Annotated in this window: 22 protein-coding genes; 13 read left to right on the forward strand and 9 right to left on the reverse strand. The window is 69.7% G+C overall.

What is annotated here, in order from left to right:
- The 5 genes from proC to ACYQ0J_RS06690 form a co-directional block, all read right to left on the reverse strand.
- A complete protein-coding gene (gene proC, locus ACYQ0J_RS06670; RefSeq protein WP_460171388.1) occupies positions 1-786 on the reverse strand; it encodes a pyrroline-5-carboxylate reductase in 786 nt (261 codons plus the stop codon).
- Positions 783-1982: an RsmB/NOP family class I SAM-dependent RNA methyltransferase gene (locus ACYQ0J_RS06675; protein ID WP_460171389.1), complete on the reverse strand. Its 1200-nt coding sequence runs from the start codon at positions 1980-1982 to the stop codon at positions 783-785. The genes proC and ACYQ0J_RS06675 overlap by 4 nt, the downstream gene beginning before the upstream one ends.
- A complete protein-coding gene (locus ACYQ0J_RS06680) occupies positions 1979-2251 on the reverse strand; it encodes a stage V sporulation protein S (protein ID WP_014515944.1) in 273 nt (90 codons plus the stop codon). The genes ACYQ0J_RS06675 and ACYQ0J_RS06680 overlap by 4 nt, the downstream gene beginning before the upstream one ends.
- Positions 2252-2342: 91 nt before the next feature.
- Positions 2343-2780: a type II toxin-antitoxin system RatA family toxin gene (locus ACYQ0J_RS06685; protein ID WP_460171390.1), complete on the reverse strand. Its 438-nt coding sequence runs from the start codon at positions 2778-2780 to the stop codon at positions 2343-2345.
- 9 nt (positions 2781-2789) lie between these two features.
- The gene (locus tag ACYQ0J_RS06690; RefSeq protein ID WP_460171391.1) at positions 2790-3224 is read right to left on the reverse strand and encodes a regulatory protein RecX; all 435 of its coding nucleotides are present in this window, start codon (positions 3222-3224) and stop codon (positions 2790-2792) included.
- Positions 3225-3247: 23 nt separating this feature from the next.
- Here ACYQ0J_RS06690 and ACYQ0J_RS06695 point away from each other — a divergent pair, with 23 nt between their 5' ends.
- From ACYQ0J_RS06695 to ACYQ0J_RS06720, 6 genes are all read left to right on the forward strand, one after another.
- A complete protein-coding gene (locus tag ACYQ0J_RS06695) occupies positions 3248-3937 on the forward strand; it encodes a metallophosphoesterase (RefSeq protein WP_460171392.1) in 690 nt (229 codons plus the stop codon).
- 23 nt (positions 3938-3960) lie between these two features.
- Positions 3961-4239 (forward strand): Lrp/AsnC family transcriptional regulator, encoded by a 279-nt coding sequence (locus ACYQ0J_RS06700; protein ID WP_460171393.1) that lies wholly within the window; start codon positions 3961-3963, stop codon positions 4237-4239.
- A gap of 5 nt (positions 4240-4244) precedes the next feature.
- Positions 4245-4793, forward strand: coding sequence for a CPBP family glutamic-type intramembrane protease (locus tag ACYQ0J_RS06705; RefSeq protein WP_460171394.1), 549 nt, complete (start codon positions 4245-4247; stop codon positions 4791-4793).
- Between the two features lie 104 nt (positions 4794-4897).
- A complete protein-coding gene (locus ACYQ0J_RS06710) occupies positions 4898-8089 on the forward strand; it encodes a serine/threonine protein kinase (protein WP_460171395.1) in 3192 nt (1063 codons plus the stop codon).
- A complete protein-coding gene (locus ACYQ0J_RS06715) occupies positions 8086-9129 on the forward strand; it encodes a DUF444 family protein (RefSeq protein WP_460171396.1) in 1044 nt (347 codons plus the stop codon). The genes ACYQ0J_RS06710 and ACYQ0J_RS06715 overlap by 4 nt, the downstream gene beginning before the upstream one ends.
- Before the next feature lie 3 nt (positions 9130-9132).
- A complete protein-coding gene (locus ACYQ0J_RS06720; protein ID WP_460171397.1) occupies positions 9133-10503 on the forward strand; it encodes a SpoVR family protein in 1371 nt (456 codons plus the stop codon).
- Here the strand turns inward: ACYQ0J_RS06720 and ACYQ0J_RS06725 are convergent.
- The 3 genes from ACYQ0J_RS06725 to pdo are packed head-to-tail and all read right to left on the reverse strand — an operon-like array spanning position 10500 to position 12356.
- On the reverse strand, positions 10500-11291 hold the full coding sequence (locus tag ACYQ0J_RS06725) for a TlpA family protein disulfide reductase (protein WP_460171398.1): 792 nt from the start codon (positions 11289-11291) through the stop codon (positions 10500-10502). The two genes, ACYQ0J_RS06720 and ACYQ0J_RS06725, sit on opposite strands and share 4 nt — an antisense overlap.
- Entirely contained in the window at positions 11291-11665 is a 375-nt protein-coding gene (locus tag ACYQ0J_RS06730) for a rhodanese-like domain-containing protein (protein ID WP_460171399.1), read from the reverse strand. Before ACYQ0J_RS06730 ends, ACYQ0J_RS06725 begins: the two co-directional genes overlap by 1 nt.
- A gap of 1 nt (position 11666) precedes the next feature.
- Positions 11667-12356 carry a protein disulfide oxidoreductase gene (gene pdo / locus ACYQ0J_RS06735; RefSeq protein WP_460171503.1) on the reverse strand — a complete coding sequence of 230 codons (690 nt, stop codon included), beginning with the start codon at positions 12354-12356 and terminating at the stop codon, positions 11667-11669.
- A gap of 169 nt (positions 12357-12525) precedes the next feature.
- Between pdo and ACYQ0J_RS06740 the strand changes: the two genes are divergently transcribed.
- The 4 genes from ACYQ0J_RS06740 to ACYQ0J_RS06755 are packed head-to-tail and all read left to right on the forward strand — an operon-like array spanning position 12526 to position 16264.
- Positions 12526-13962, forward strand: a complete 1437-nt coding sequence (locus ACYQ0J_RS06740; protein WP_460171400.1) for an MBL fold metallo-hydrolase — start codon at positions 12526-12528, stop codon at positions 13960-13962.
- 44 nt (positions 13963-14006) lie between these two features.
- Complete coding sequence (locus tag ACYQ0J_RS06745) at positions 14007-14666, forward strand: rhodanese-like domain-containing protein (protein ID WP_460171401.1); 660 nt, start codon at positions 14007-14009, stop codon at positions 14664-14666.
- Positions 14663-15406: a sulfite exporter TauE/SafE family protein gene (locus ACYQ0J_RS06750; protein ID WP_460171402.1), complete on the forward strand. Its 744-nt coding sequence runs from the start codon at positions 14663-14665 to the stop codon at positions 15404-15406. Before ACYQ0J_RS06745 ends, ACYQ0J_RS06750 begins: the two co-directional genes overlap by 4 nt.
- A gap of 9 nt (positions 15407-15415) precedes the next feature.
- A complete protein-coding gene (locus ACYQ0J_RS06755) occupies positions 15416-16264 on the forward strand; it encodes a nitrilase-related carbon-nitrogen hydrolase (RefSeq protein ID WP_460171403.1) in 849 nt (282 codons plus the stop codon).
- Here ACYQ0J_RS06755 and ACYQ0J_RS06760 read toward each other — a convergent pair.
- Positions 16259-17176: a peptidylprolyl isomerase gene (locus tag ACYQ0J_RS06760; protein WP_460171404.1), complete on the reverse strand. Its 918-nt coding sequence runs from the start codon at positions 17174-17176 to the stop codon at positions 16259-16261. The genes ACYQ0J_RS06755 and ACYQ0J_RS06760 overlap by 6 nt on opposite strands.
- A 13-nt stretch (positions 17177-17189) precedes the next feature.
- Between ACYQ0J_RS06760 and hemE the strand changes: the two genes are divergently transcribed.
- The 3 genes from hemE to hemG are packed head-to-tail and all read left to right on the forward strand — an operon-like array spanning position 17190 to position 20508.
- The gene (hemE, locus tag ACYQ0J_RS06765) at positions 17190-18215 is read left to right on the forward strand and encodes a uroporphyrinogen decarboxylase (protein ID WP_460171504.1); all 1026 of its coding nucleotides are present in this window, start codon (positions 17190-17192) and stop codon (positions 18213-18215) included.
- Complete coding sequence (gene hemH, locus ACYQ0J_RS06770; RefSeq protein ID WP_460171405.1) at positions 18212-19165, forward strand: ferrochelatase; 954 nt, start codon at positions 18212-18214, stop codon at positions 19163-19165. Before hemE ends, hemH begins: the two co-directional genes overlap by 4 nt.
- A complete protein-coding gene (gene hemG, locus ACYQ0J_RS06775; protein ID WP_460171406.1) occupies positions 19153-20508 on the forward strand; it encodes a protoporphyrinogen oxidase in 1356 nt (451 codons plus the stop codon). The genes hemH and hemG overlap by 13 nt, the downstream gene beginning before the upstream one ends.
- The last annotated feature ends 22 nt before the right edge of the window (positions 20509-20530 follow it).

The raw sequence follows: 20530 nt of genomic DNA on the forward strand, positions 1-20530 counted from the left end.
TCACTCCACCTCGCCCAGCTCGTGCCCCCGGCGGGTGGCCGCCTCCACCGCCTCGTAGAAGGCAGCCCGCAGGGCCCGGGCCTCGAGGGCGTGCAACCCGTGGATGGTGGTGCCCCCGGGGCTCGCCACCTCGTCCTTGAGCTGGCCCGGGTGCTTGCCCTTGAGGAGCTCCCCCGTGGCCGCCAGGGCCTCCGCCGCCAGGCGCAGGGCCAGGGCCCGGGGCATCCCCATCTTCACCCCGGCGTCCGCCAAGGCCTCCGCCACCACCGCCAGGTAGGCGGGGGCGGAGGCAGACATGGCGGTGAAGGGGTCAAAGAGGTGCTCGGGGATCTCGTACACGTCCCCCACGGTGGCGAAAAGGGCCCGGGCGAACTCCAGGTCCCCCGCCTCCCGCGCCTCCTTTAGGGCGGTGAGGGCGGTGGAGCTCTCCCCGATGGCCGCGGCCACGTTGGGCATGGCCCGCACCACCCGCCGGGTGTCCAGCCTGCGGGCCAGCACCGCCGTGGAAACCCCGGCCATGATGGAGAGGTACCCCACCCCGGGAAAGGCCACCTCCGGGGCCAGGTGGGGGAAGTCCCGGGGCTGGACGGCCAGGAGGACCCGCTCCGCCTGGGAAAGCTCCTTCAGGCCCAAGGGGCGGATGCCGAAGGCCCCGGCCAGCTCCCGGGTGCGCTCGGGGGTGCGCCCCACCACCCCCACCTCCTCAGGCCGCAGAAAACCCCGCTCCAGGGCCCCCTTCAGGATGCTCCGGCCCATCTTGCCCAGGCCCACAAAGGCCAGCTTCATGCCTTAGAGTCTACCTTCCGCAGGCGCAGGTAATAAAACCCGTCCAGCCCCCCCTCGGGGGCCACGTACACCCCCAGGCCCCGCTTGAGCACCGGCAAGGGGCAGGGGAAGGGCTCGAGGCCAAACTCCGGGTGCCGGGCCAAGAAGGCCCGGGCCACCCCCTCCCCCTCCTCCTCCGTGAGGGTGCAGACCGCGTAGACCAGAAGCCCCCCCACCTCCGTGGCCGCCGCGGCGGTCTCCAGGAGCTGGAGCTGGAGGGCGGCCATGCGGGCAGGGTCCTCGGGGCTTAGGCGGTAGCGGAGCTCAGGGTGGGCGCGGAAGGTGCCGGTGCCCGTGCAGGGGGCATCCAGGAGCACCTTCTTCCCCCGCTCCGGGATGGGCCGCGTGAGGTCCTGGGTGCGGTACGCTACCCGAAGGCCGAGCCTTTTTGCCGTCTTGGCCCCTGCCGCCTGGCGCTTCGCGTTCAGGTCGTAGGAGACCACCTCCGCCCCCTTGGCCGCCAGGTAAAAGGCCTTGAGCCCGGCCCCCCCGCAGAGGTCCAAAACCCGCTCCCCAGGGCGGGCCTCGAGGAGCTGGGCCGCGAAGAGGGAGGCGGGGTTCTGCGGCTGGAGGCCGTGGGCGGAGAAATCGGCCTTGGGGCCCTCCCAGACGTAGCTATCCGGGACAGGCCCCGGCCGCAGGGCCCCTACGGGGCGGTAGGCGGTGAGGAAGAGGGGGGCGGGCTCGTTGAACCCCTCGGCGAAGGCCAGGCCGCCGAAAAAGCGCCCCCAGGCCTGGCAGAGCCAGTCGGGCAGGGAGAGGCGCACGCACTCGGGGGCCTCCCTGGGAGCGAGCCGCCGCAGGACCGCGTTCACCAGGCCCGCCAGGCGCGGGTGGCGGCCCTTGGCCTCCTCCACCCAGGGGCTCACCCGGGCGTGGTCCGGCTTGCCCAGGAGCCACTCCAAGGCCCCCAGGCGCAGGATCCACCGCACCTCCGGGGGAAGCCCTTCCGGACGCCTCAGGAGGGGTTCCAGGAGGAAGTCCAAGAGCCTCAGGCGGCGCAAGGCCCCGTAGACCAGGTGGGTGGCGTAGGCCTTGTCCCGCTCCGGCCAGGCGACCCGGTCCAGGGCCCTGTCCAAAAGGAGCTGGGCCCTGCCCCCCCGCTCCACCTCGAGGAGCACCCAGAGGGCCAAGGCCCTGGGGTTCTCCGCCTTCAAGACTCCAGGGGGTGGGCCTTGATGCTGAACTTCAGGGCGGTCCGCTCCTCGTTCTCCAGGTCCAGCTTGACGAAGGCGGGCTTGACCACCAGGTCCAGGTTGTCGGGGGCGATGTAGCCCCGGGCGATGGCGATGGCCTTCACCGCCTGGTTCACCGCCTGGGGCCCGATGGCCTGAACCTCCACCTCCCCCTTGGTGCGCAAGAGCGCCGCGATGGCGCCGGCCACGGAGTTGGGGCGGGACTTGGAAGAGACGCGCAACGTTTCCACTTTGACCTCCTGAAAGCACTTGGGCCAGCCCGTTTGGGAACGGCACGGGTGGCTTCAGGCCCATGCTAGAGCAAAAGGTCCCCCCTTGCAACTAGGTGGCCAGCACCCGCTCCTCCAGGCCCTTCAGGAGGCTTTCCACGTTCTCCTGCATGAGCTTCTGCACCAGCTTCTGCAAAAGGCCGCCGAAGATGGGGATGGTGAGCTCGTAGGTGAGGGTGAGGACCACCCGGGTACCCTCCCCCTCGGGCAGGAAGACCCAGGTGCCCTCGTAGCGGTCAAAGTCCCCCTCCGGGGAGAAGAAGCGGTTTCTGAGGTGGGCGTCGTCCCACTCCTCCTCCTCTAGCCAGCGCACCTTCTTGCCCATGGCCACCGCCACCCACTCGCTTCGGGTGCGGTTCCCCTCCTGGGAGAGCACCTTGAGGCTTTCCACCTCCTTGAGGTAGGGCTTCAGGCCCTCCAGGTCCTTGGCCAGGGCGTAGACCTTCTCCGGGAGGGCTTGGATGAAACGCTCGGCGCGCACCTCGGGCATGGGCTCTTTTTACCCGCTTTCCTCCTCCTTGACAAGCCGGAAGGCCTGAAGGGCCACCCCCAGGGGAAAGCCCCGGCCCTGGAGGAAGCGCACCGCCTTGGCCTGGTCCCGGCGGCGGGGGTAGCGGCGGAGCGCCTTCACCGCGGCCTCCAGGGCCGCCTCCTCCCCCATCTCCGCAAGGACCGCCGCCACCACCTCCTCCGGAACCCCCTGGGCCAGGAGGAGGCGGCGGAGCTTGAGGGGGCCGTACTTCCTCCTGCTGGCCACGAAGGTTTCGGCGAAGGCCCGGTCGTCCAGGTAGCCCAGTTCCTCCAGCCGAACCAGGGCCCCCTCCACCGCCTCCGGGGCGAAGCGGGCGAGGAGCTTTTCCCGAAGGCGCGCCCGGCTCAGGGCCCGGCGGGCCAGAAGGGAGAGGGCGTAGGCCAGGACCTCCGACTTCCCCACCCCTTTAGGGTACGCTATGGCCCATGCGGGTCTTGGCCATCGCCGACCCCCACCTCTCCCGCCTTCATCCCAAGCCCATGACCGTCTTCGGGCCCGCATGGAAGGGGCACCCCGAGGCCTTCTTCCAGGGCTGGCGCCAGGTGGTGGGCGAGGGGGACCTGGTGGTGGTACCGGGGGACATCTCCTGGGCCATGCGCCTTTCCGAGGCCCTCCCCGACCTCCTGGACCTCGCCGCCCTGCCGGGGAAAAAGGTGCTCCTAAGGGGCAACCACGACTACTGGTGGCCCTCCATCAGCCGCCTCCGGGCGGTGCTGCCCGAGGGGATGTACGCCCTGCAGAACGACGCCCTGGTGCTGGAGGGGGTAGCGGTGGCCGGCACCCGGGGCTGGCAGTACCCGCCCCCCACCCCGGAGGACGAGAAGATCTTCGCCCGGGAGGTGGAGCGGCTGAAGCTTTCCCTAAAGGACCTGGAGGACAAGCCCCACCGCCACCTGGTCCTGGCCTTCCACTTCCCCCCCTTCGGGCCCGGCGGGGAGGCCACCCCCCTCCTGGACCTGGCCGCGGAGGCGGGGCCTGCCGCCATCGTCTACGGGCACCTGCACGGGGCCGATCCCATGCGGCTGCCCCAGGAGTACCGCGGGATCCCCCTCCACCTGGTGGCCGCGGACGCCCTGGGCTTCCGGCCCAAGCTGATCCTGGAAACCGAGGGCTGAACCCGGCCCGGTATGATGAAGGGGTGATCACCGCCTTCGTCCTCATCCGCGCCCGGGGGGACCGCATCGCCGCCTTGGGCGAGGCCATCGCCGAGCTGCCCCAGGTGGCCGAGGTCTACTCCGTGACCGGCCCTTTTGACCTGGTGGCCCTCCTGCGCCTGAAGGACATAGAGGAGCTGGACGACGCCGTCACCCAGGGCATCCTGGCCCTCGAGGGCGTGGAGCGCACGGAGACCCTGCTCGCCTTCCGCGCCTACCCCAGGAAGCTCCTGGACCAGGGCTTCGCCCTGGGCGAGGGCTAGGGGCCTTGCCCTCGCCCCTAGGCCTTCTCCTCCTCCTGCAGGCGGGCCTCCTCCTCCTGGGGGCCTCGGGCATGCTCCTCCTAGGCCTTCCCTGGGGAGAGGGGGACTTCTTCCGCGATCTCCTCCTGGCCCTGGGGCTTCTCCTCGCCCTCCAGGCCCTGGAGGGGGCCTTCCGCCGCCTCTTCCCCGCCTCCTTCCGGGAGGCGGAAAGGCTCCACGGGGCCCTGGGGGAGGCCCTGAGGGCGGGGGGCGTGGGGCCTTTTTGGCTCCTCCTCCTGGCCTTCCTCTCCGGGGTGGCGGAGGAGGTCTTCTTCCGGGGGCTCGTGCAGGGCCTCCTGGTGTCCCGGGTAGGGACCCCGGGCCTCTTCCTCCAGGCCCTGCTCTTCGCCCTCCTCCACCCGGCCCCCTTGCGGGCCTTCGCCTACCCCCTTTACGTGGGGCTTGCGGGCCTCCTCCTGGGGGCCGCCTACCTCTTCACGGGAAGCCTCTACCCTGGCATCCTGGCCCACTTCCTCCACAACGCCTGGGGGTTTTACCGGTTGCGAAAAGGTTAGCCTCCTTCCTCCCTGGGAACGAGGGCCACATTCTCCCCGGGGAGGGTGCTATAATGAAGCCGAAGCTATCAAAGAGGTCCCCTGGCCTATGGAGGAGGGCTTCCATGAGCGAACTGGAACGCATCCGGCGCCGCCAAGACCTCGAGGCCTACCGGGCCCTAAGCTGGGAGGGCTCCTTCGCCGACTACCTGCGCCTCCTCAAGGAGGACCCCAGGCCCCTCAGGACCAGCTTCCAGCGGGTGCACGACATGGTGCTGGCCCACGGGGTGGAGGAGTACACCCTCTTCAAGGAAAAGCTCCTCCACTACCGCTTCTTTGACGACCCCTTTGAGGGGGGCAAGGACGCCATCTTCGGCCTGGACAAGCCCCTCATGCGCCTGGTGGCCACCCTCAAGGCCGCGGCCCACCGCTTAGGCCCCGAGAGGCGCATCCTCCTCCTCCACGGCCCCGTGGGCTCGGCCAAGAGCACCATCGCCAGGCTCCTCAAGAAGGGCCTGGAGGCCTACAGCCGCACCGAGGAGGGGAAGCTTTTCACCTTTTACTGGAAGACCCCCGAGGGCCCCCTCCCCTGCCCCATGCACGAGGAACCCCTCCTCCTCCTGCCCAAGGAGATCCGGCAGGACTTCCTGGCGGAGCTCAAGGCCCTCCACCCGGACTACCCCTACCCCTTGGAGGTGGAGGGGGACCTCTGCCCGGTCTGCCGCTTCCAGATGCGGGAGGCCTTGGCCCGCCACGGGGGGGACCTGGCGGCCGTCCTGGAGAAGGAGGTGGTGGTCAGGCGCCTGGTCCTCTCGGAAAAGGACCGCATAGGCATCGGCACCTTCCAGCCCAAGGACGAGAAGAACCAGGACTCCACCGAGCTCACCGGGGACATCAACTACCGCAAGGTGGCCATCTACGGCTCGGACTCCGACCCCCGGGCCTTCAACTTCGACGGGGAGCTCAACATCGCCAACCGGGGCCTGGTGGAGTTCATTGAGATCCTCAAGCTGGACGTGGCCTTCCTCTACGACCTCCTCACCGCAAGCCAAGAGCACAAGATCAAGTCCAAGAAGTTCGCCCAGACGGACATAGACGAGATCATCCTCGGGCACAGCGTGGCGGGCTGGACCCCCATCCTTTACCGACACCGGGGGAGGCCCGGCTGGACCACGCTGGAAGGGCTTTACACGCGCTTTGGGGAGCGGCCCAAGGACCTCGAGGTGCTGGCCTACGACACGGAGCGAAAGGAGGCCCGCTGGGCCCGGGTCTTGGGCCTCTACCGGCACCCATTCTTCGGGGAACTCCTTACCTCCGCTCAGAAATGGGGCGTGGTGGAAACCACCCCCAACCACTCCCTCTACGACCGGGAAGGGCGGGTCTTCTACCCTGAGGAAGGGCACGAGATGCTCGGCCTCCGCAAGCTTCCCCCCCTTGCTCCTCCACCCCAGACGATCAACGTGGTGGAGGGCGTACCAGGTTTTGCCATGGAGGAGGAGCTCGCCCTGGCCGTGGCTGCCCGCCGCCTCACCCGTCCTACCCCGCCAGGGTTTGCACGGCTTGCCCTTCCCCGCCACGCCACCGCCCTCAAGGCTCTCTACCACCTGCCTCAGGACGAGGAGGATCTAAAAGCCCTCCTCACCGTCCTCATCTGGTACGCCACGGAAGGGCACGGAAACGCCCGCAACGGGGGCATCGTCATCTCCTCGGCCAACCGGGAGGAGCTAGAGCGGGTCAAGGCCGCTTACGAGCGGATCTCCGACGCTAAGGGCTACATCCACTCCGGCTCCAAGCGGGACTCCGCCTGGAGGCTTTACCTAGGGGCCGAGGCCATCCGCCTCCTCGCCGAGTATCACTGCGGCAAGAGAGCCGCCAACAAGCGCCTTCCCGACTTCCTCTTCGCCTTGCCCCGCCCCTACCTTGAGCACGCGTGGGAAGAGCTTCTCAAGACCGATGGCTCCCGGGCCTTGAGCCGGGAGCAGCGCAAGGGTTCGGAAGCCTACCAGCGGCTATACGGGGAGTTCAAGACCATTTCCCCCACGCTGGCGGCCCAGGTGGGGGTGCTCCTGAGCCTACTGGGACACGACTATAGCGTCTACCTCTACCCAAGGCCCGGAAAAACCCCCGCCTACCGGATCCGCTACGTCTCCGGGGAGGGCAAGCCCGGGGGCAGGCACAAGCGGTACACCCACCGCCTCCTCCGCCGTCCCGCAGGAGGGGAATGGGTTTACGACATCGCTTGCGATGGCCTCCACAACTTCGCCTGCGGCGTGGGGAACGTGGTCTGCCACAACACTAATGAGCCCGAGTACCGCAAGCTCCAGGCCAACGAGTACATGGAGGCCCTGCGCGACCGCACCATCAAGATTGACATCCCCTACATCCTCCGGGTCTCCGACGAGGTGAGGATCTACCGGCGGGACTTCGCCAAGGTGCGGGCCAAGCACATCGCCCCCCACACCCTGGAGATGGCCGCCACCTGGGCCGTGCTCACCCGGCTGGAGCCCCCCAAGCGGGCGGGCCTCACCCTCATGCAGAAGCTCAAGCTCTACGACGGCAAGCTCCTCCCCGGTTGGACGGAGGAGGCGGTGCGGGAGCTCATGGGGGAGGCCAAGCGGGAGGGCCTGGAGGGGATCAGCCCCCGGTACATCCAGGACAAGATCTCTAACGTCCTCGTCACCAGCGAGGAGCCCTGCATCAACCCCTTCATGGTGATGAACGAGCTGGAGGAAGGCCTCAAGCACCACTCCCTCATCAGCGACGAGAAGACGCGGGAGCGCTACAAGGCCCTCCTCCAGGAGGTCAAGGCCGAGTACGCGGAAATCGTCAAGAACGAGGTGCAGCGGGCCATCGCCGCCGACGAGGAGGCCCTGAACCGCCTCTTCCACAACTACATCGACCACGTGAAGGCCTACGTCCTGGGGGAGCGGGTCAAAAACCCCTACACCGGCGCCCCCGAGCCCCCCAACGAGCGCCTCATGCGCTCCATTGAGGAGCGGATAGAGATCCCCGAGTCCCGCAAGGACGACTTCCGCCGGGAGATCATGAACTACATCGGGGCCCTGGCCCTAGAGGGGCGGCAGTTCACCTATAAGGACAACGACCGCCTGCGCCGGGCCCTGGAGCTCAAGCTCTTCGAGGACCAGAAGGACACCATACGGCTTTCCGCCCTGGTCTCGGGGGTGGTGGACCCGGAGACCCAGGCCAAGATCGATGTGGTCAAGGCCCGGCTCATCCGCGACCACGGCTACTGCGAGCACTGCGCGGGCGGGGTCTTGGAGTTCGCCGCCTCCATCTTCGCCCGGAGCGAGCGATGAGACCCATAGAGCGGGACCTCTTGCGCTTCAAGGAGATCGTCCGCGGGGAGGTGAAGAAGAGGGCCCGGGAGTTCCTGACCCGGGAGGAGCTCTTCGGCCAGGTGGAGGGGCGGCTGGTCTCCATCCCCCTCCCCCAGCTGGAGTTGCCCAAGATCGTCTACGGGGAGGCCCTGGGGGAGGGGTTGGGCCTTGGGGGGGCGGGGGAGGAGACCCTGGGCCCGGGCGGGCACGTGCCCGTGGCCGAGCTGGAGCTGGAGGAGTTCCTGGACCTCATGGGGGAGGCCCTGAGGCTTCCCCGCCTGGTGCCCAAGGGGACGGGGGAGGTCACGGAGGAGGCCTTCCGCTACACCACCCTCGCCCGCAAGGGGCCAAGGGGCCTCCGGCACGTGCGCCGCACCCTCAAGGAGAGCCTGAAAAGGGCCCTGCAAAGCGGGGAGTACCGGGAGGAAGACCCCCTCCTCGTCCCCGAGCGGGAGGACCTCCGCTTCAAGGCCCCCAAGACCAAGCCGAGGCCCCACGCCCAGGCGGTGGTCCTCTTCGCCTTGGACGTCTCCGGCAGCATGCGGGAGGAGGAGCTTAGGCTCGTCAAGACCCTCTCCTTCTGGATCACCCTCTGGATCAAGCGCCACTTCCCCAGGCTGGAAAGGCACTACCTCCTCCACGACGCCGAGGCCTGGGAGGTGACGGAGGAGGAGTTCTTCCGGGCCCGGGAGGGCGGGGGGACGCGGATCTCCAGCGCCCTCCTCCTGGCGGAGGAGATCCTGAAGGCCTACCCCGGGGCCTTTTACAACCGCTACCTGTACCACTTCTCCGACGGGGAGAACTGGCAGGGGGACACGCCCTTGGCCCTTGAGGCCCTGAAGCGCCTCCTCCCCACCCTGGCCCTTTACGGCTACGCCCAGGTCCAGGGGCCCTACGGCCAGGGGCGTTTCCTGGATGACCTACAGGAAAGTTTGGGCAGGCAAGAGGGACTCGCCACCGCGGAAGTCCGGGGCAAGGAGGACCTGCCCGTGGCCCTCAGGCGGCTACTGGGAGGCTAGGCCGTGCGGAAGGAGCTGCGCTTGTGGGCGGAAAGGCTGGCGGAAAGGGCCCAGGAGGCCGGGCTCACCTTCCCCCCCGTGCTCTTTGAGGAGGTGGGACCGGAGGAGATGGCCATGCTGGCCGCCTACGGCGGCTTCCCCCGCCGCTACCCCCACTGGCGCTGGGGGAGCGAGTACCTGCGCTACCGGGAGACCTACCGGTACGGCCTGGGGCGCATCTACGAGCTGGTGGTGAACACCGAGCCCGTCCACGCCTACCTCCTCAAGGGCAACACCCTCCTGGCCCAGAAGCTGGTCATGGCCCACGTCTACGCCCACGCGGACTTCTTCCGGAACAACCTGGCCTTTAAGCCCATCCCCAAGGACATGCTCTCCGAGATGGCCCACCACGCCGCCTACGTGGAAAGGGCCATGGAGCGGCACGGGGCCCGGAGCGTGGAGGAGTTTCTGGACATGGCCCTCTCCCTGGAAAACCTCGTGGACCCCCACCTCCCCTACATTCAAAGGCGGGAGGAAGCGGAGGAAGGGGAACCCCAGGAGCGCCTCCGGGTGCGCCCCTACCTGGACCCCTACGTGAACCCTCCCCCCAAGCCCCCCAAGGAGGCGGAGGAGGGCGCAAGCCCCAAGCCCTTGCCGCCCAGGCCCACCCGGGACGTCCTGGGCTTCCTGGCCCGGCATGCGCCCCTGGCCCCTTGGCAGAAGGGGATCCTGGAGATCATCCGGGAGGAGGCCCTCTACTACCTTCCCCAGGCGGCCACCAAGATCCTGAACGAGGGCTGGGCCACCTACTGGCACACCAAGCTCCTCCTCCCCCTCCTCACCCCGGAGGAGGCGGTGGAGTTCGCCGAGCTCCAGGCGGGCCTCCTCGCCCCCCACGGGTTCAACCCCTACCGCCTGGGCTACCTGCTCCTGAAGGAGGTGGAGGAGCGCTGGGACAAGGGGCGCTTCGGCCCGGCGTACGAGGCCCTGCCCCTGGGCGAGCGCCTCGCCTACGAGGCCCCCACCGGGGAGGGCCTGAGGAAGCTCTTCCAGGTGCGCACCGTGTACACGGACATCCCTTTTCTGGAAGAATTCCTTACCCCAGAGTTCGCCCTGCGCCACCGCCTGGTGGACCCGGAGGAGCTGGCCCACTTCGCCCAGGCCAAGGAGGCCCTCCTCTTTCGGCTCAGCAACATGGGCTACCCCATCGTGGAACTGGTGGACGCCAACTACGCCAACCGGGGGGAGCTTTTCCTTTCCCAGGTCTACGAGGGGGTGGAGCTGGACCTGAGGAAGACCAAGGCGGTGCTGGAAAACCTCCACCGCCTCTGGGGCCGCCCCGTGCACCTCAAGACGGTGGTGGGGGGGAAGGAGACCCTGCTTTCCGCGGGCTAGCGCAAGACCCGGAGGTACCCCAGGAGCAGGGCCTCGGAGAGCTCCCCCAGGTGCCGGGCCACCAGGCGGCCCTCCCGGTCAAAGAAGAAGGTGGTGGGGAGGCCCTGAACCCCCAGGGCCTGGGAAAGCCGGGTCTCCGGGTCCAGGAGCACCCACTCGGGGGCAAGCCCCTGGGCCTCCAGGAAGCTTCGCACCACGGCCGGGCCCTCCCCCTGGCTCACGAAGGCGAAGCGGACCCCGGGGTTCTCCTGGCTCACGCGCACCATCATGGGTAGCTCCCGCCGGCACGGGGGGCACCAGGTGGCCCAGGTGTTCACCACCAGGGGCTTGCCCCGGAACTCCTGGAGGTTGACCGGGGTGCCACCCAAGGAGGCCAGGGTGAGCCCGGGGAGGCGCACCTCCTGCGCCCCGCCTTTCCGGGTGAGGAAGAGCCCTAGCCCCAGGCCAGCCGCCAGGGCCGCCACCAGGGCGTAGCGCCAAAGGTGCTTGGGCAAAGCCATGAGCGTATACCCTCCTGCGGTCAGGATACCCCAGACCGGGTCAAACCCTCCCTGCCAGACGTAGAGGACGGAGAGGGGATCGCGGGCGAAGACGGCCCAGTTCTCCAGGACAAACCCGAGCCGGGCCCCCACCAAACCCAGCAAAACCGCATTGTGGGCCCAAGGGGAAAGCCGCCGGTCCACCCGCCGGGCCAGGACCTCGGCCACCCCCACCAGGACGAGGAGGGCCAGGGCCACCTGGACTCTCGCCCAGGGGATGGCCAAGGGTCCCACCTGGAGCGCGTCCATCACCGGACCAGGGGATACCCCGCCCGCTCAATGGCCAGCACCCCACCCTCCACGTTGTAGAGGTTGGCGTGGCCCTTCCGCTTCAGGTACTCCGCCGCCTGCCGGCTGCGGTTGCCGCTTCGGCAGTAGAGGTAGACGGGCCGGTCCTTGGGTACCTGGTCCGCCCAGGAGGCGATGGCCTCCACCGGCAGGTTGATGGCCCCCGGCACGTGCCCCTGGGCGAACTCCATGGGGGTGCGCACGTCCACCACCACCGCCCCGGACTCGAGGGCCCGGTAAAGCTCCTCCGGGCCCACGTTCTGGTAGCTCCCCTTGGGGCCGCAGGCGGCGAGGAAGGAGAGGGCGAGGAGGCCTAAGAGGGCGCGGCGGGTCATGCTAGGCCTTGACCCCCACGGCCTTCCGGATGGCCTGGAGGAACTGGGAGAGGGGCTGGGCCCCCAGGATCCGCTCCTTGCCGTGGTTGACGATGGTGTCCGGCACCCCGTGGATGTGGTAGCGGCTGGAGAGCTCGGGGAACTCGTTGGCCTCAATCATCTCGCCGAAGACCTTGGGGGAGGCGTAGGCCATGCGGTGGGCGGTGCGCACCGCCTGCGGGCAGTAGGGGCAGGTGGGGGTGACGAAGACCTGGAGCACCACCTCCTCGGGGAGGTTGTTGAGCTCCTCCACCACGTGCTCCGGCAGGCCGTGGCCGTCCCGGCCCAGCATCTCGATGTCCTCGAGGAGGCTTGCGAACTCGTAGCCCGCCGGGATACCCCGGTAGCGCAGGTTGATGGCCTCCGAACCCTTCTCCCGCAGGATCAAGGTGGGGGCGGCCTCCACCTTGTAGGCCTCGGCCTGCTCCTTCCCCTCGGGGGTGGCCAGGTCGTAGACCACCAGGTGGAGCTTGTCGGAAAGGGCGGAAAGCTCCTCCAAGAGCTGCTTGGTCTCCTTGCAGTAGAGGCAGGGCTCCTTCCCCGGGGCGATGAGGGTGGAGGTGTCGGTGAAGAGCACCAGCTCCACGTCCCGCACCAGGTTGGCAAGCCGCTCGCGCACGATCTCCTGTTCCTTCGGTCCCAGTAGCGCCATGTTTTCCTCCCGGATACCCCCGTAGGGGTACATCCTTTAACGACTATAGCAGAGGCGCCCTTTTGATGATAGAGCCCGGCTTCACGATAAGCCCTTGGCTTGACGGATGTACCCCCATGGGGTATATTGGGGCCCGTGGGGACAAAGGTCCCATCCCGGAGGTGAAGCCATGGTTTTCCGGCAAGTTTACGAGGAGGGTCTTTCCCAGATGAGCTACCTCTTGGGCTGCGCCGCCACCGGGGAGGCCTTGGTGGTGGACCCCAAGCGGGACGTGGACACCTATTTGGAGCTCGCCCAGTCCCTGGGCCTCCGCATCACCGCCATCGCCGAGACCCACATCCACGCGGACTACCTCTCGGGGGCCAGGGAGCTCGCGAAGGCCACCGGGGCCACCCTGTACCTCTCCGACGAGGGGGACGAGAACTGGAAGTATAAGGGCCTGGAGGGGTACCCCCACGTCCTCCTCAAGGACGGGGACGCGTTCAGGGTGGGGAACATCCGCGTGCGGGCGGTCCACACCCCCGGCCACACCCCCGAGCACCTCTCCTTCCTGGTGGCGGACGGGGCGGTGACGGAGGAGCCCCTCCTCTTCCTCACCGGGGACTTCGTCTTCGTGGGGGACGTGGGCCGGCCCGACCTCCTGGAGGAGGCGGCCGGGATCAAGGGCACGGCGGAGCCCGGGGCCAGGCGGATGTTCCGGAGCCTCAAGGAGAAGTTCCTCACCCTCCCCGACCACGTGCAGGTCTGGCCCGGCCACGGGGCGGGCTCCGCCTGCGGCAAGGCCCTGGGGGCCCTCCCCGCCACCACCGTGGGGTACGAGCGCCGCCACGCCTGGTGGGCGGAGTACCTGGAGAAGGGCGACGAGGAGGGGTTCGTGCGGGCCCTCCTCCAGGGCCAGCCCGAGGCCCCCACCTACTTTAAGGAGATGAAGCGCCTGAACCGGGATGGGATGGCCATCCTGGGCGGCCTCCCCCACCCGGGCCGCCTCACCCCAGCCCAGTTCGCCCGCTGGCTCAAGGATGGGGCCATCCTGGTGGACACCCGGGACAAGTTCGCCTTCGCCGGGGGGCACCTGCCGGGGAGCATCAACATCCCCGCGGGTAAGAACTTCGCCACCTGGGCGGGCTGGCTCCTGCCCTACGACCGCCCCCTCGTCCTCCTGGCCCACCCCTCGGAGGTGGAGGCCCTCACCCGGGCCCTCGTCCGCATCGGCCTGGACGAGGTGGTGGGGTACATCCCGAGCCTCCAGGGTTACGCGGAGGGCGAGCTGGAGACCGTCCCCCAGATCACCGTCAAGGAGGCCAGGGAGCTTTGGGAAAAGGGCAAGGCCCTCATCCTCGACGTGCGGGGGCGGGACGAGTACCTCTCGGGCCACATCCCGGGGGCCCTCAACCTCCACGCGGGGCGGGTCCTCGCCCACCTGGACCGGCTCCCCAAGGACCGGCCCCTCATCGTCCACTGCGTGGGAGGGGACCGCTCCAGCACCGCCATCAGCGCCCTCTTGGCCCACGGCTTCAAAAATGCCCTGAACCTCACCGGGGGGATACGGGCCTGGCAGGAGGCGGGCTTCCCGGTGGAAAAGGGCGAGGCCTTGGTGGAGGCCTGAGGACCCGGGCGGGGGGGGTAGGCCCCCGCCCCTTGGGAGGACCCATGTACGAAACCCAGGTGAAAAACCTCACGCCGGAAGAGGCCAAGCGCCTCCACGAGGAGGGCGTGCCCTTCATCGACGTGCGGGAGGTGGAGGAATACGCCCAGGCCCGCATCCCCGGGGCCACCCTCCTCCCCCTCTCCGAGTTCATGGCCCGCTACGGGGAGATCCCCCAGGACCGCCCCGTGGTCCTCTACTGCCGCACGGGGAACCGCTCCTGGCAGGCCGCCGCCTGGCTTGGCGCCCAAGGGTACGGCAACGTCCTCAACCTGGAGGGGGGCATCGTGCGCTGGTACCGCGCGGGCCTGCCCCTGGACACCACGCCCGTGGAGGTGGGCTACGCCGCCACCCCCTTCCAGGAGGTGGGGCCGGAGGAGGCCAAGGCCCTCCTTCAGGAAGCCCTCGTGGTGGACGTGCGGGAGCCGTGGGAGTACCGGGAGGGCCACGTGCCGGGGGCGGTGAACATCCCCCTCGCCACCCTGCCCCAAAGGCTCGCGGAGCTTCCCCAGGACCGGCCCATCCTCCTCGTGTGCAACTCGGGCAACCGCTCCGGGGTGGCCGCGGACTTCCTGGTGCAGCAGGGCTTCCCCGGGGAGCGGGTCTACAACCTGGCAGGGGGCACCTACGCCTGGATGGGGGCGGGGCTTCCGGTGGAGCGATGACCCTGGCCCTCCTCGGCGCCCTCCTCATCGGGCTTTCCCTGGGGCTTTTGGGCTCCGGGGGGTCCATCCTCACCGTGCCCGTCCTGGTCTACCTCCTGGGGGAGCCCCCCAAGCAGGCCATCGCGGAAAGCCTCCTCATCGTGGGGGGGATCGCCCTCCTAGGGGCGGTCCCCTACGCCCTGAGGGGCCTCGTGGACTGGCGGAACGTCCTCCTCTTCGGCCTGCCGGGGATGGCGGGCACCTACCTGGGGGCCTGGTCCTCCCGGTTCGTCTCCGGGGAGGTCCAGCTCCTCACCTTCGCCCTGGTCATGCTCCTCGCCGCCTACTTCATGGCGAGGCCCGCCCCCCTCAGGGCCAAGGGGGAGCGCAAGGCCTGGAAGATCCTCCTGGACGGCCTCGCCGTGGGGGCCCTCACGGGGTTCGTGGGGGTGGGCGGGGGGTTTTTGATCGTGCCCGCCCTGGTCCTCCTGGGGGGGCTTCCCATGCACCTGGCGGTGGGGACGAGCCTCCTTATCATCGCCCTCAAGTCCTTCGCCGGCTTTTACAAGTACCTCCACCTCCTCCCCGCCCTGGGCCTTTCCGTGAACTACGCCACCGCGGGGCTCTTCGTCCTGGTGGGCACCCTGGGGGGGGTGGTGGGGGGGCGGCTGGCGGTGCGCCTGCCCCAGGAGAGCCTGAAGCGGGGCTTCGCCCTCTTCCTGGTGGTCATGGGGGTCTTCATCGTGGCCCAGAGCCTGTAGACTGGGGGCGTGCCCTTCCGCACCCTGCTGGCCGTCCAGGCGGCGGTGAGGCCCGAGGCCTACCGCACGGAGGAGGCCTTCCGGGAGCGGGTCTACGCCCTCCTCAAGCCCCTCGAGGCCACCCCTCCCCCCAGGCTCGCCGCCTTCCCCGAGCTCTTCGGCCTCCCCCTCCTCCTTCACCTGGAGGGGGATATCGGCCCCACGGACCTCCTCAAGAACCCCCTCCTCCCCTGGCGGCGGGCGGGGCGGGCCTACGGGGTCTTCCACCGGGTGATGGCCGAGGCGGCCCGGGCCTACGGGGCCTACCTCCTCGCCGGGACCCTCCTCTCCCCCCCCTACGAGGAGGAGCTGGCCCGGGGACGGTTCAGCCGCACCCCCTTCTTCCAGAACCTGGCCCTCTTCTTCAACCCGGAGGGCCGCCTCCTGGCCCAGGTGCCCAAGATGGAGCTCACCCCCCCGGAGCGCTGGCTAAGGCGGGGGGCCTTCGGGGCCCACCTGGTGGAAACCCGGGCGGGAAAGGTGGGGATCCTCATCTGCCTGGACGGCTTCCACGAAAAGCACCTCTCCCGCCTGGACGCCTGGGGGGCGGAGGTCCTCCTCCAGCCCTCCGCCAACCCCGCCCCCTGGGAGCGCCCCTGGCCCTGGGATCGGAGCCGCCGGGAGGGGGAGGTGTGGCTGGCCTCGGCCCGGGAAAGGCTCGTGGGCCGGGAACACCTGAGGCTCCTCCTCAACCCCATGCTGAACGGGAAGATCCTGGGCCTTTCCTTTGAGGGGCGAAGCGGCATCTACGCCCCCGGGGAGGCCCTCCTCCTGGCCCGGGGGCCCACCGGGGACGAGGCCCTATTGCTCCAGCTATAGGCGCTCGGGGTAAAGCCTTATGGGGTAGGGGCGGATGAGGGCCTTGGCCAGGGCCTGCCAGGCCCGGTCCTTCACCTGGGCCTCCAGGTCCTGGCGCACCTCCTCCAGGGGGTAGCGGCCCGCGGGCACCACCCGCTCCAGGAGGATCAGGTGGAAGCCGAACTCCGTGCCCACCGGGAGGGACACCTCCCCCGGCTTCAGGGCCAGGAGGGCCCGCTCAAAGGCGGGGATGTAGGTGCCCTCGGGCTCGCACCCGAGGCTTCCCCCCTCCTCCTTGGAGCCGGGGTCCTGGGAGAGGGCCTGGGCCACCTCCGGGAAGGCTTCCCCCTTCTCCAGGCGGGCGAGGGCCTCCTTGGCCGCCTCCAGGGTGGGCAGCAGGATGTGCCGGGCGCAGTAGAGGACGGGGTGGCGGTACTCGGGGGAGAGGAGCCAAAGGGCCTTGAGGGCCGCCGGGGAGACGCTTAGCCGCTCGCGGTAGTGGGCCTCCAGGGCCTCCAGGGCCATGGCCTCGGCGAGGAGGAGGCGGTAGGCCTCCAGGCTGGGCACCCCGGCCTCCCGGAGGGCGGAAAGCAGGGCCTCCTCCGTGGGGAAGGCCTCCTTCAGCTGCCACACCTTGGCCTCCACCACCCCCGCCTCGGGCCAGAAGCCCTTGGCCTTGGCCAAAAGGAGGAGGGCCCGCTCCTCCGCCAGGGCCTCGAGGTAGGGGGCGCGGTACTGGGCGAGGAGGTCCCGGGAGGCCTCCGAGTCGGGCAGGCCCAGCTGCCGAAGGGCGCTCTTGGCGAAGAGGCCGAAGCGGAGCTCAAACTGGCTCTTGGTGAGGGCCTCCGGCCCCACCTGGGCCACCACGGGGTCTTCCTGGGCGAGGGCCAAGGGGCTTAAGGCCAGGAGGAAGGCGAGGAAAAGGGCGCGCATGCCCCATGCTAGCATGGGAAGCGTGAACGACCTCATCCTCCGGGCGGCCCGGGGGGAGCCCACCCCGAGGCCCCCCGTCTGGTTCATGCGCCAGGCGGGCCGCTACCAGAAGGAGTACCAGGAGATCCGCAGGCGCTACACCCTGCCCGAGATCGTGGAGAACCCCGAGATCTGTGCCCAGGTCACCCTCCTCCCCGTGCGGCAGCTCGGGGTGGACGCCGCCATCCTCTTCGCCGACATCACCACCCCCCTTTACGGCATGGGGGTGGAGCTCTCCCTGGTGGAGGGGAAGGGCCCCGTGATCCACCACCCCGTCCGGGACGAAAGGAGCGTGGCGGCCCTCCGGCCCTTGGAGCCCGAGGAGGCCGTGCCCTTCGTCCTAAAGACCATCAGGCTCCTCAAGGAGGAGCTTCCCGTCCCCCTCATCGGCTTCGCCGGGGCCCCCTTCACCCTGGCGAGCTACCTCATAGAGGGGGGGCCGAGCCGCCACTTCCTGGAGGTGAAGGCCTTCATGTACCGGGAGGAAGCCCTCTGGCACCGCCTCCTGGAAAAGCTCACCGAGGCCATGGCCCGCTACCTGAAGGCCCAGGTGGAGGCGGGGGCCGACCTCCTCCAGGTCTTTGACTCCTGGGTGGGGGCCCTCTCCCCCGCCGACTACCGCCGCTACGTGAAGCCCCACATGGCGAGGCTCTTCCAGGCCCTCAGGCCCCTGGGCGTCCCCGTGATCCACTTCGGCGTGGGGACCATGGGGCTTCTGCCGGACATGCGGGAGGCCGGGGGGGACGTCTTGGGCCTGGACCACCACACCCCCCTCCCCTGGGCCCGGGAGGTCCTGGGGGACACCCCCGTCCAGGGCAACCTGGACCCGGCGGTCCTCTTTGCCCCCAAGGAGGTGCTCAGGCGGGAGGTCCAGCGCATCCTGGAGGAAAACGCGGGCCGGCCTGGGCACATCTTCAACCTGGGCCACGGCATCCTGCCCAAGACCCCGGTGGAAAACGTGCGGTATGTGGTAGAACTCGTGAGGGAGGCAAGCGGATGAACGTCCTACTGATGGCCTACGGCACCCCCTACACCCCCGAGGAGATCGCGCCCTACTACACCGACATCCGCCGGGGCAGGAAGCCTTCGGAGGAGCTTTTGCGCGAGCTGGAAGAGCGCTACGCCGCCATCGGCAAGAGCCCCCTCAACGAGATCACCCTGGTCCAGGCCATTCGGCTCCAGGCCCTCTTGAACCTCGAGGCCCCCCCCTACCCCAAGCGCCTCCAGGGCCCCTTCCCGCCCCGCACCCCCCAGGGGCCGGCCCGGGTCTACGTGGGCACCAAGCACTGGCACCCCTCCATCGGGGAGGCGGTGGCCGCCATGCACGAGGACGGGGTCAGGCGGGCGGTGGCCCTGGTGGCCGCCCCCCACTACTCCCTAAGGAGCGTGGCCGAGTACCAGGAGAAGGTGGAGGGGGCCCTGAAGGCCCTTCCCGAGCCCATAGAGTTCGTCTGGGTGGAGAGCTACGAGGCCCACCCCGGCCTCATCGCCGCCTACGCCAGGAGGCTGGAGGAGGCCATCTGGCGGCTCAAGGACCCCAAGCGGGCCGCCTACGTCTTCACCGCCCACTCCATCCCCCTCTCCGCCGTGGAGCGGGGGGACCCCTACCCCCGCCAGGTGGAAAAGACGGCGGAGCTCATCGCCAAGAAGCTCTCCCTCCCCCGCTTCCAGGTGGCCTACCAGTCCGCGGGGCGCACCCCCGAGCCCTGGCTTGGCCCCGACATCAACGAGCTCCTGCGCGGGCTAAAGGAGGAGGGCTACGAGGAGGCGGTGGTCCAGGCGGTGGGCTTTCCCGCGGACCACCTGGAGGTCTTTTACGACCTGGACCTCGAGGCCCAGGCCACCGCGGCCGAGGTGGGCCTCAGGCTCCTCCGGGCCCGGAGCCTGAACGCGGACCTGGACTACATCCAGGTCCTTAAGGATCTGGCGGAGGCCGCGTGGCTCAGGTAGCCGTGGTGGGTGGGGGCCTCGCCGGCCTCAGCGCCGCCTTGGCCCTGAAGGAGGCGGGAATCCCCTTCCTCCTCCTGGAGGCGGGCCTCCGCCTGGGGGGCAAGGTGCGCACCCTCCGGCAAGGGGGGTTCCTCCTGGAGGCGGGCCCCGACGCCAGCGTGCGCTACAAGAAGGAGGTCCTGGAGCTTGCGGCCCGCCTTGGCCTAGAGCCCATCGGCACCCTGCCCGCCAAGCCCTCCGCCCTCATCCTGCGTGGGGGGAGGGCCCACCCCCTCCCCGAGGGCCTCATGCAGGTGGTCCCGGGGGACCTGAAGGCCCTGGCCCGCACCTCCCTCCTCTCCCCCATGGGCAAGCTTCGGGCCCTTTACGACCTCTTCCTCCCCCGGGGAGGCCAGGAGGACGAAAGCCTCAGGGCCTTCGTGGAGAGGCGGCTCGGCCCCGAGGTCTACCGCGCCCTGGTGGCCCCCCTGGCCGGGGGCATCTACGGGGGGGAGCCCGACGAGCTCTCCATGAAGGCCGCCTTTCCCCAGCTTCTGGAGCTGGAACGGAGGCACCGGAGCCTCATCCTGGGGGCCATGCGGGCCCGGAAGGCCCGGGGAAGCCGGGAAGGGGGAGGCCTCTTCTTCTCCTTCCCCGAGGGGCTTTCCGCCCTCACCCAGAGGATGGCCGAGGAGGTGGCGGAGGCCGTGCGCCTGGGGAGCCCGGTGCTCAGGCTGGAGCCCGGGGGGGACCGCTGGCGCCTCTACACCCCCCAAGGGGCCCTCGAGGCCGAGGCCCTCATCCTGGCCACCCCCGCCCCCGTGGCCGCAAGCCTCCTAAGGCCCTTCCTCCCCGAGGCCACCGCCCTCCTCAAGGGCATTCCCCACACCCCCGCCGCCACGGTGAGCCTGGCCTTCCCCGAGGCCCTGCCCCTCCTGGGCCACGGCCTCCTCCTGGCCCCGGGGGAAGGGTACCGGGTGAGGGGCTTCACCTGGCTCCACAACAAGTGGCCGGGCCGGGCCCCCGAGGGGTGGAGCCTGGTCCGGGCCTACTTCTCGGGGGAGGTGGCCCGGCGCTCGGAGATGGACCTGGCCCGCCTGGCCCTGGAGGACCTGAGGCGCTTCCTGGGCCGGGAGGTGCGCCCAAGCCACACCTTCGCCTTCCGCTTCCCCGAGGGGATGCCCGCCTACCGGGTGGGCCACCTGGACCGGGTAGAGCGCCTGGAGATGGCCCTGGTCAAGGCCCCCGGCCTCTTTCTGGCGGGCAACTACCTGGAGGGCGTGGGCCTGCCCGAGGTGGTGCGCTCGGGGCGCAAGGCGGCGGCCAGGGCCCTGGCCTACCTGGCCCTCTCCCCCACCCCCTAGCCAGGGCGGAGGGCGTGGGGTA

The sequence above is a fragment of the Thermus sp. FJN-A genome, assembly GCF_054655095.1.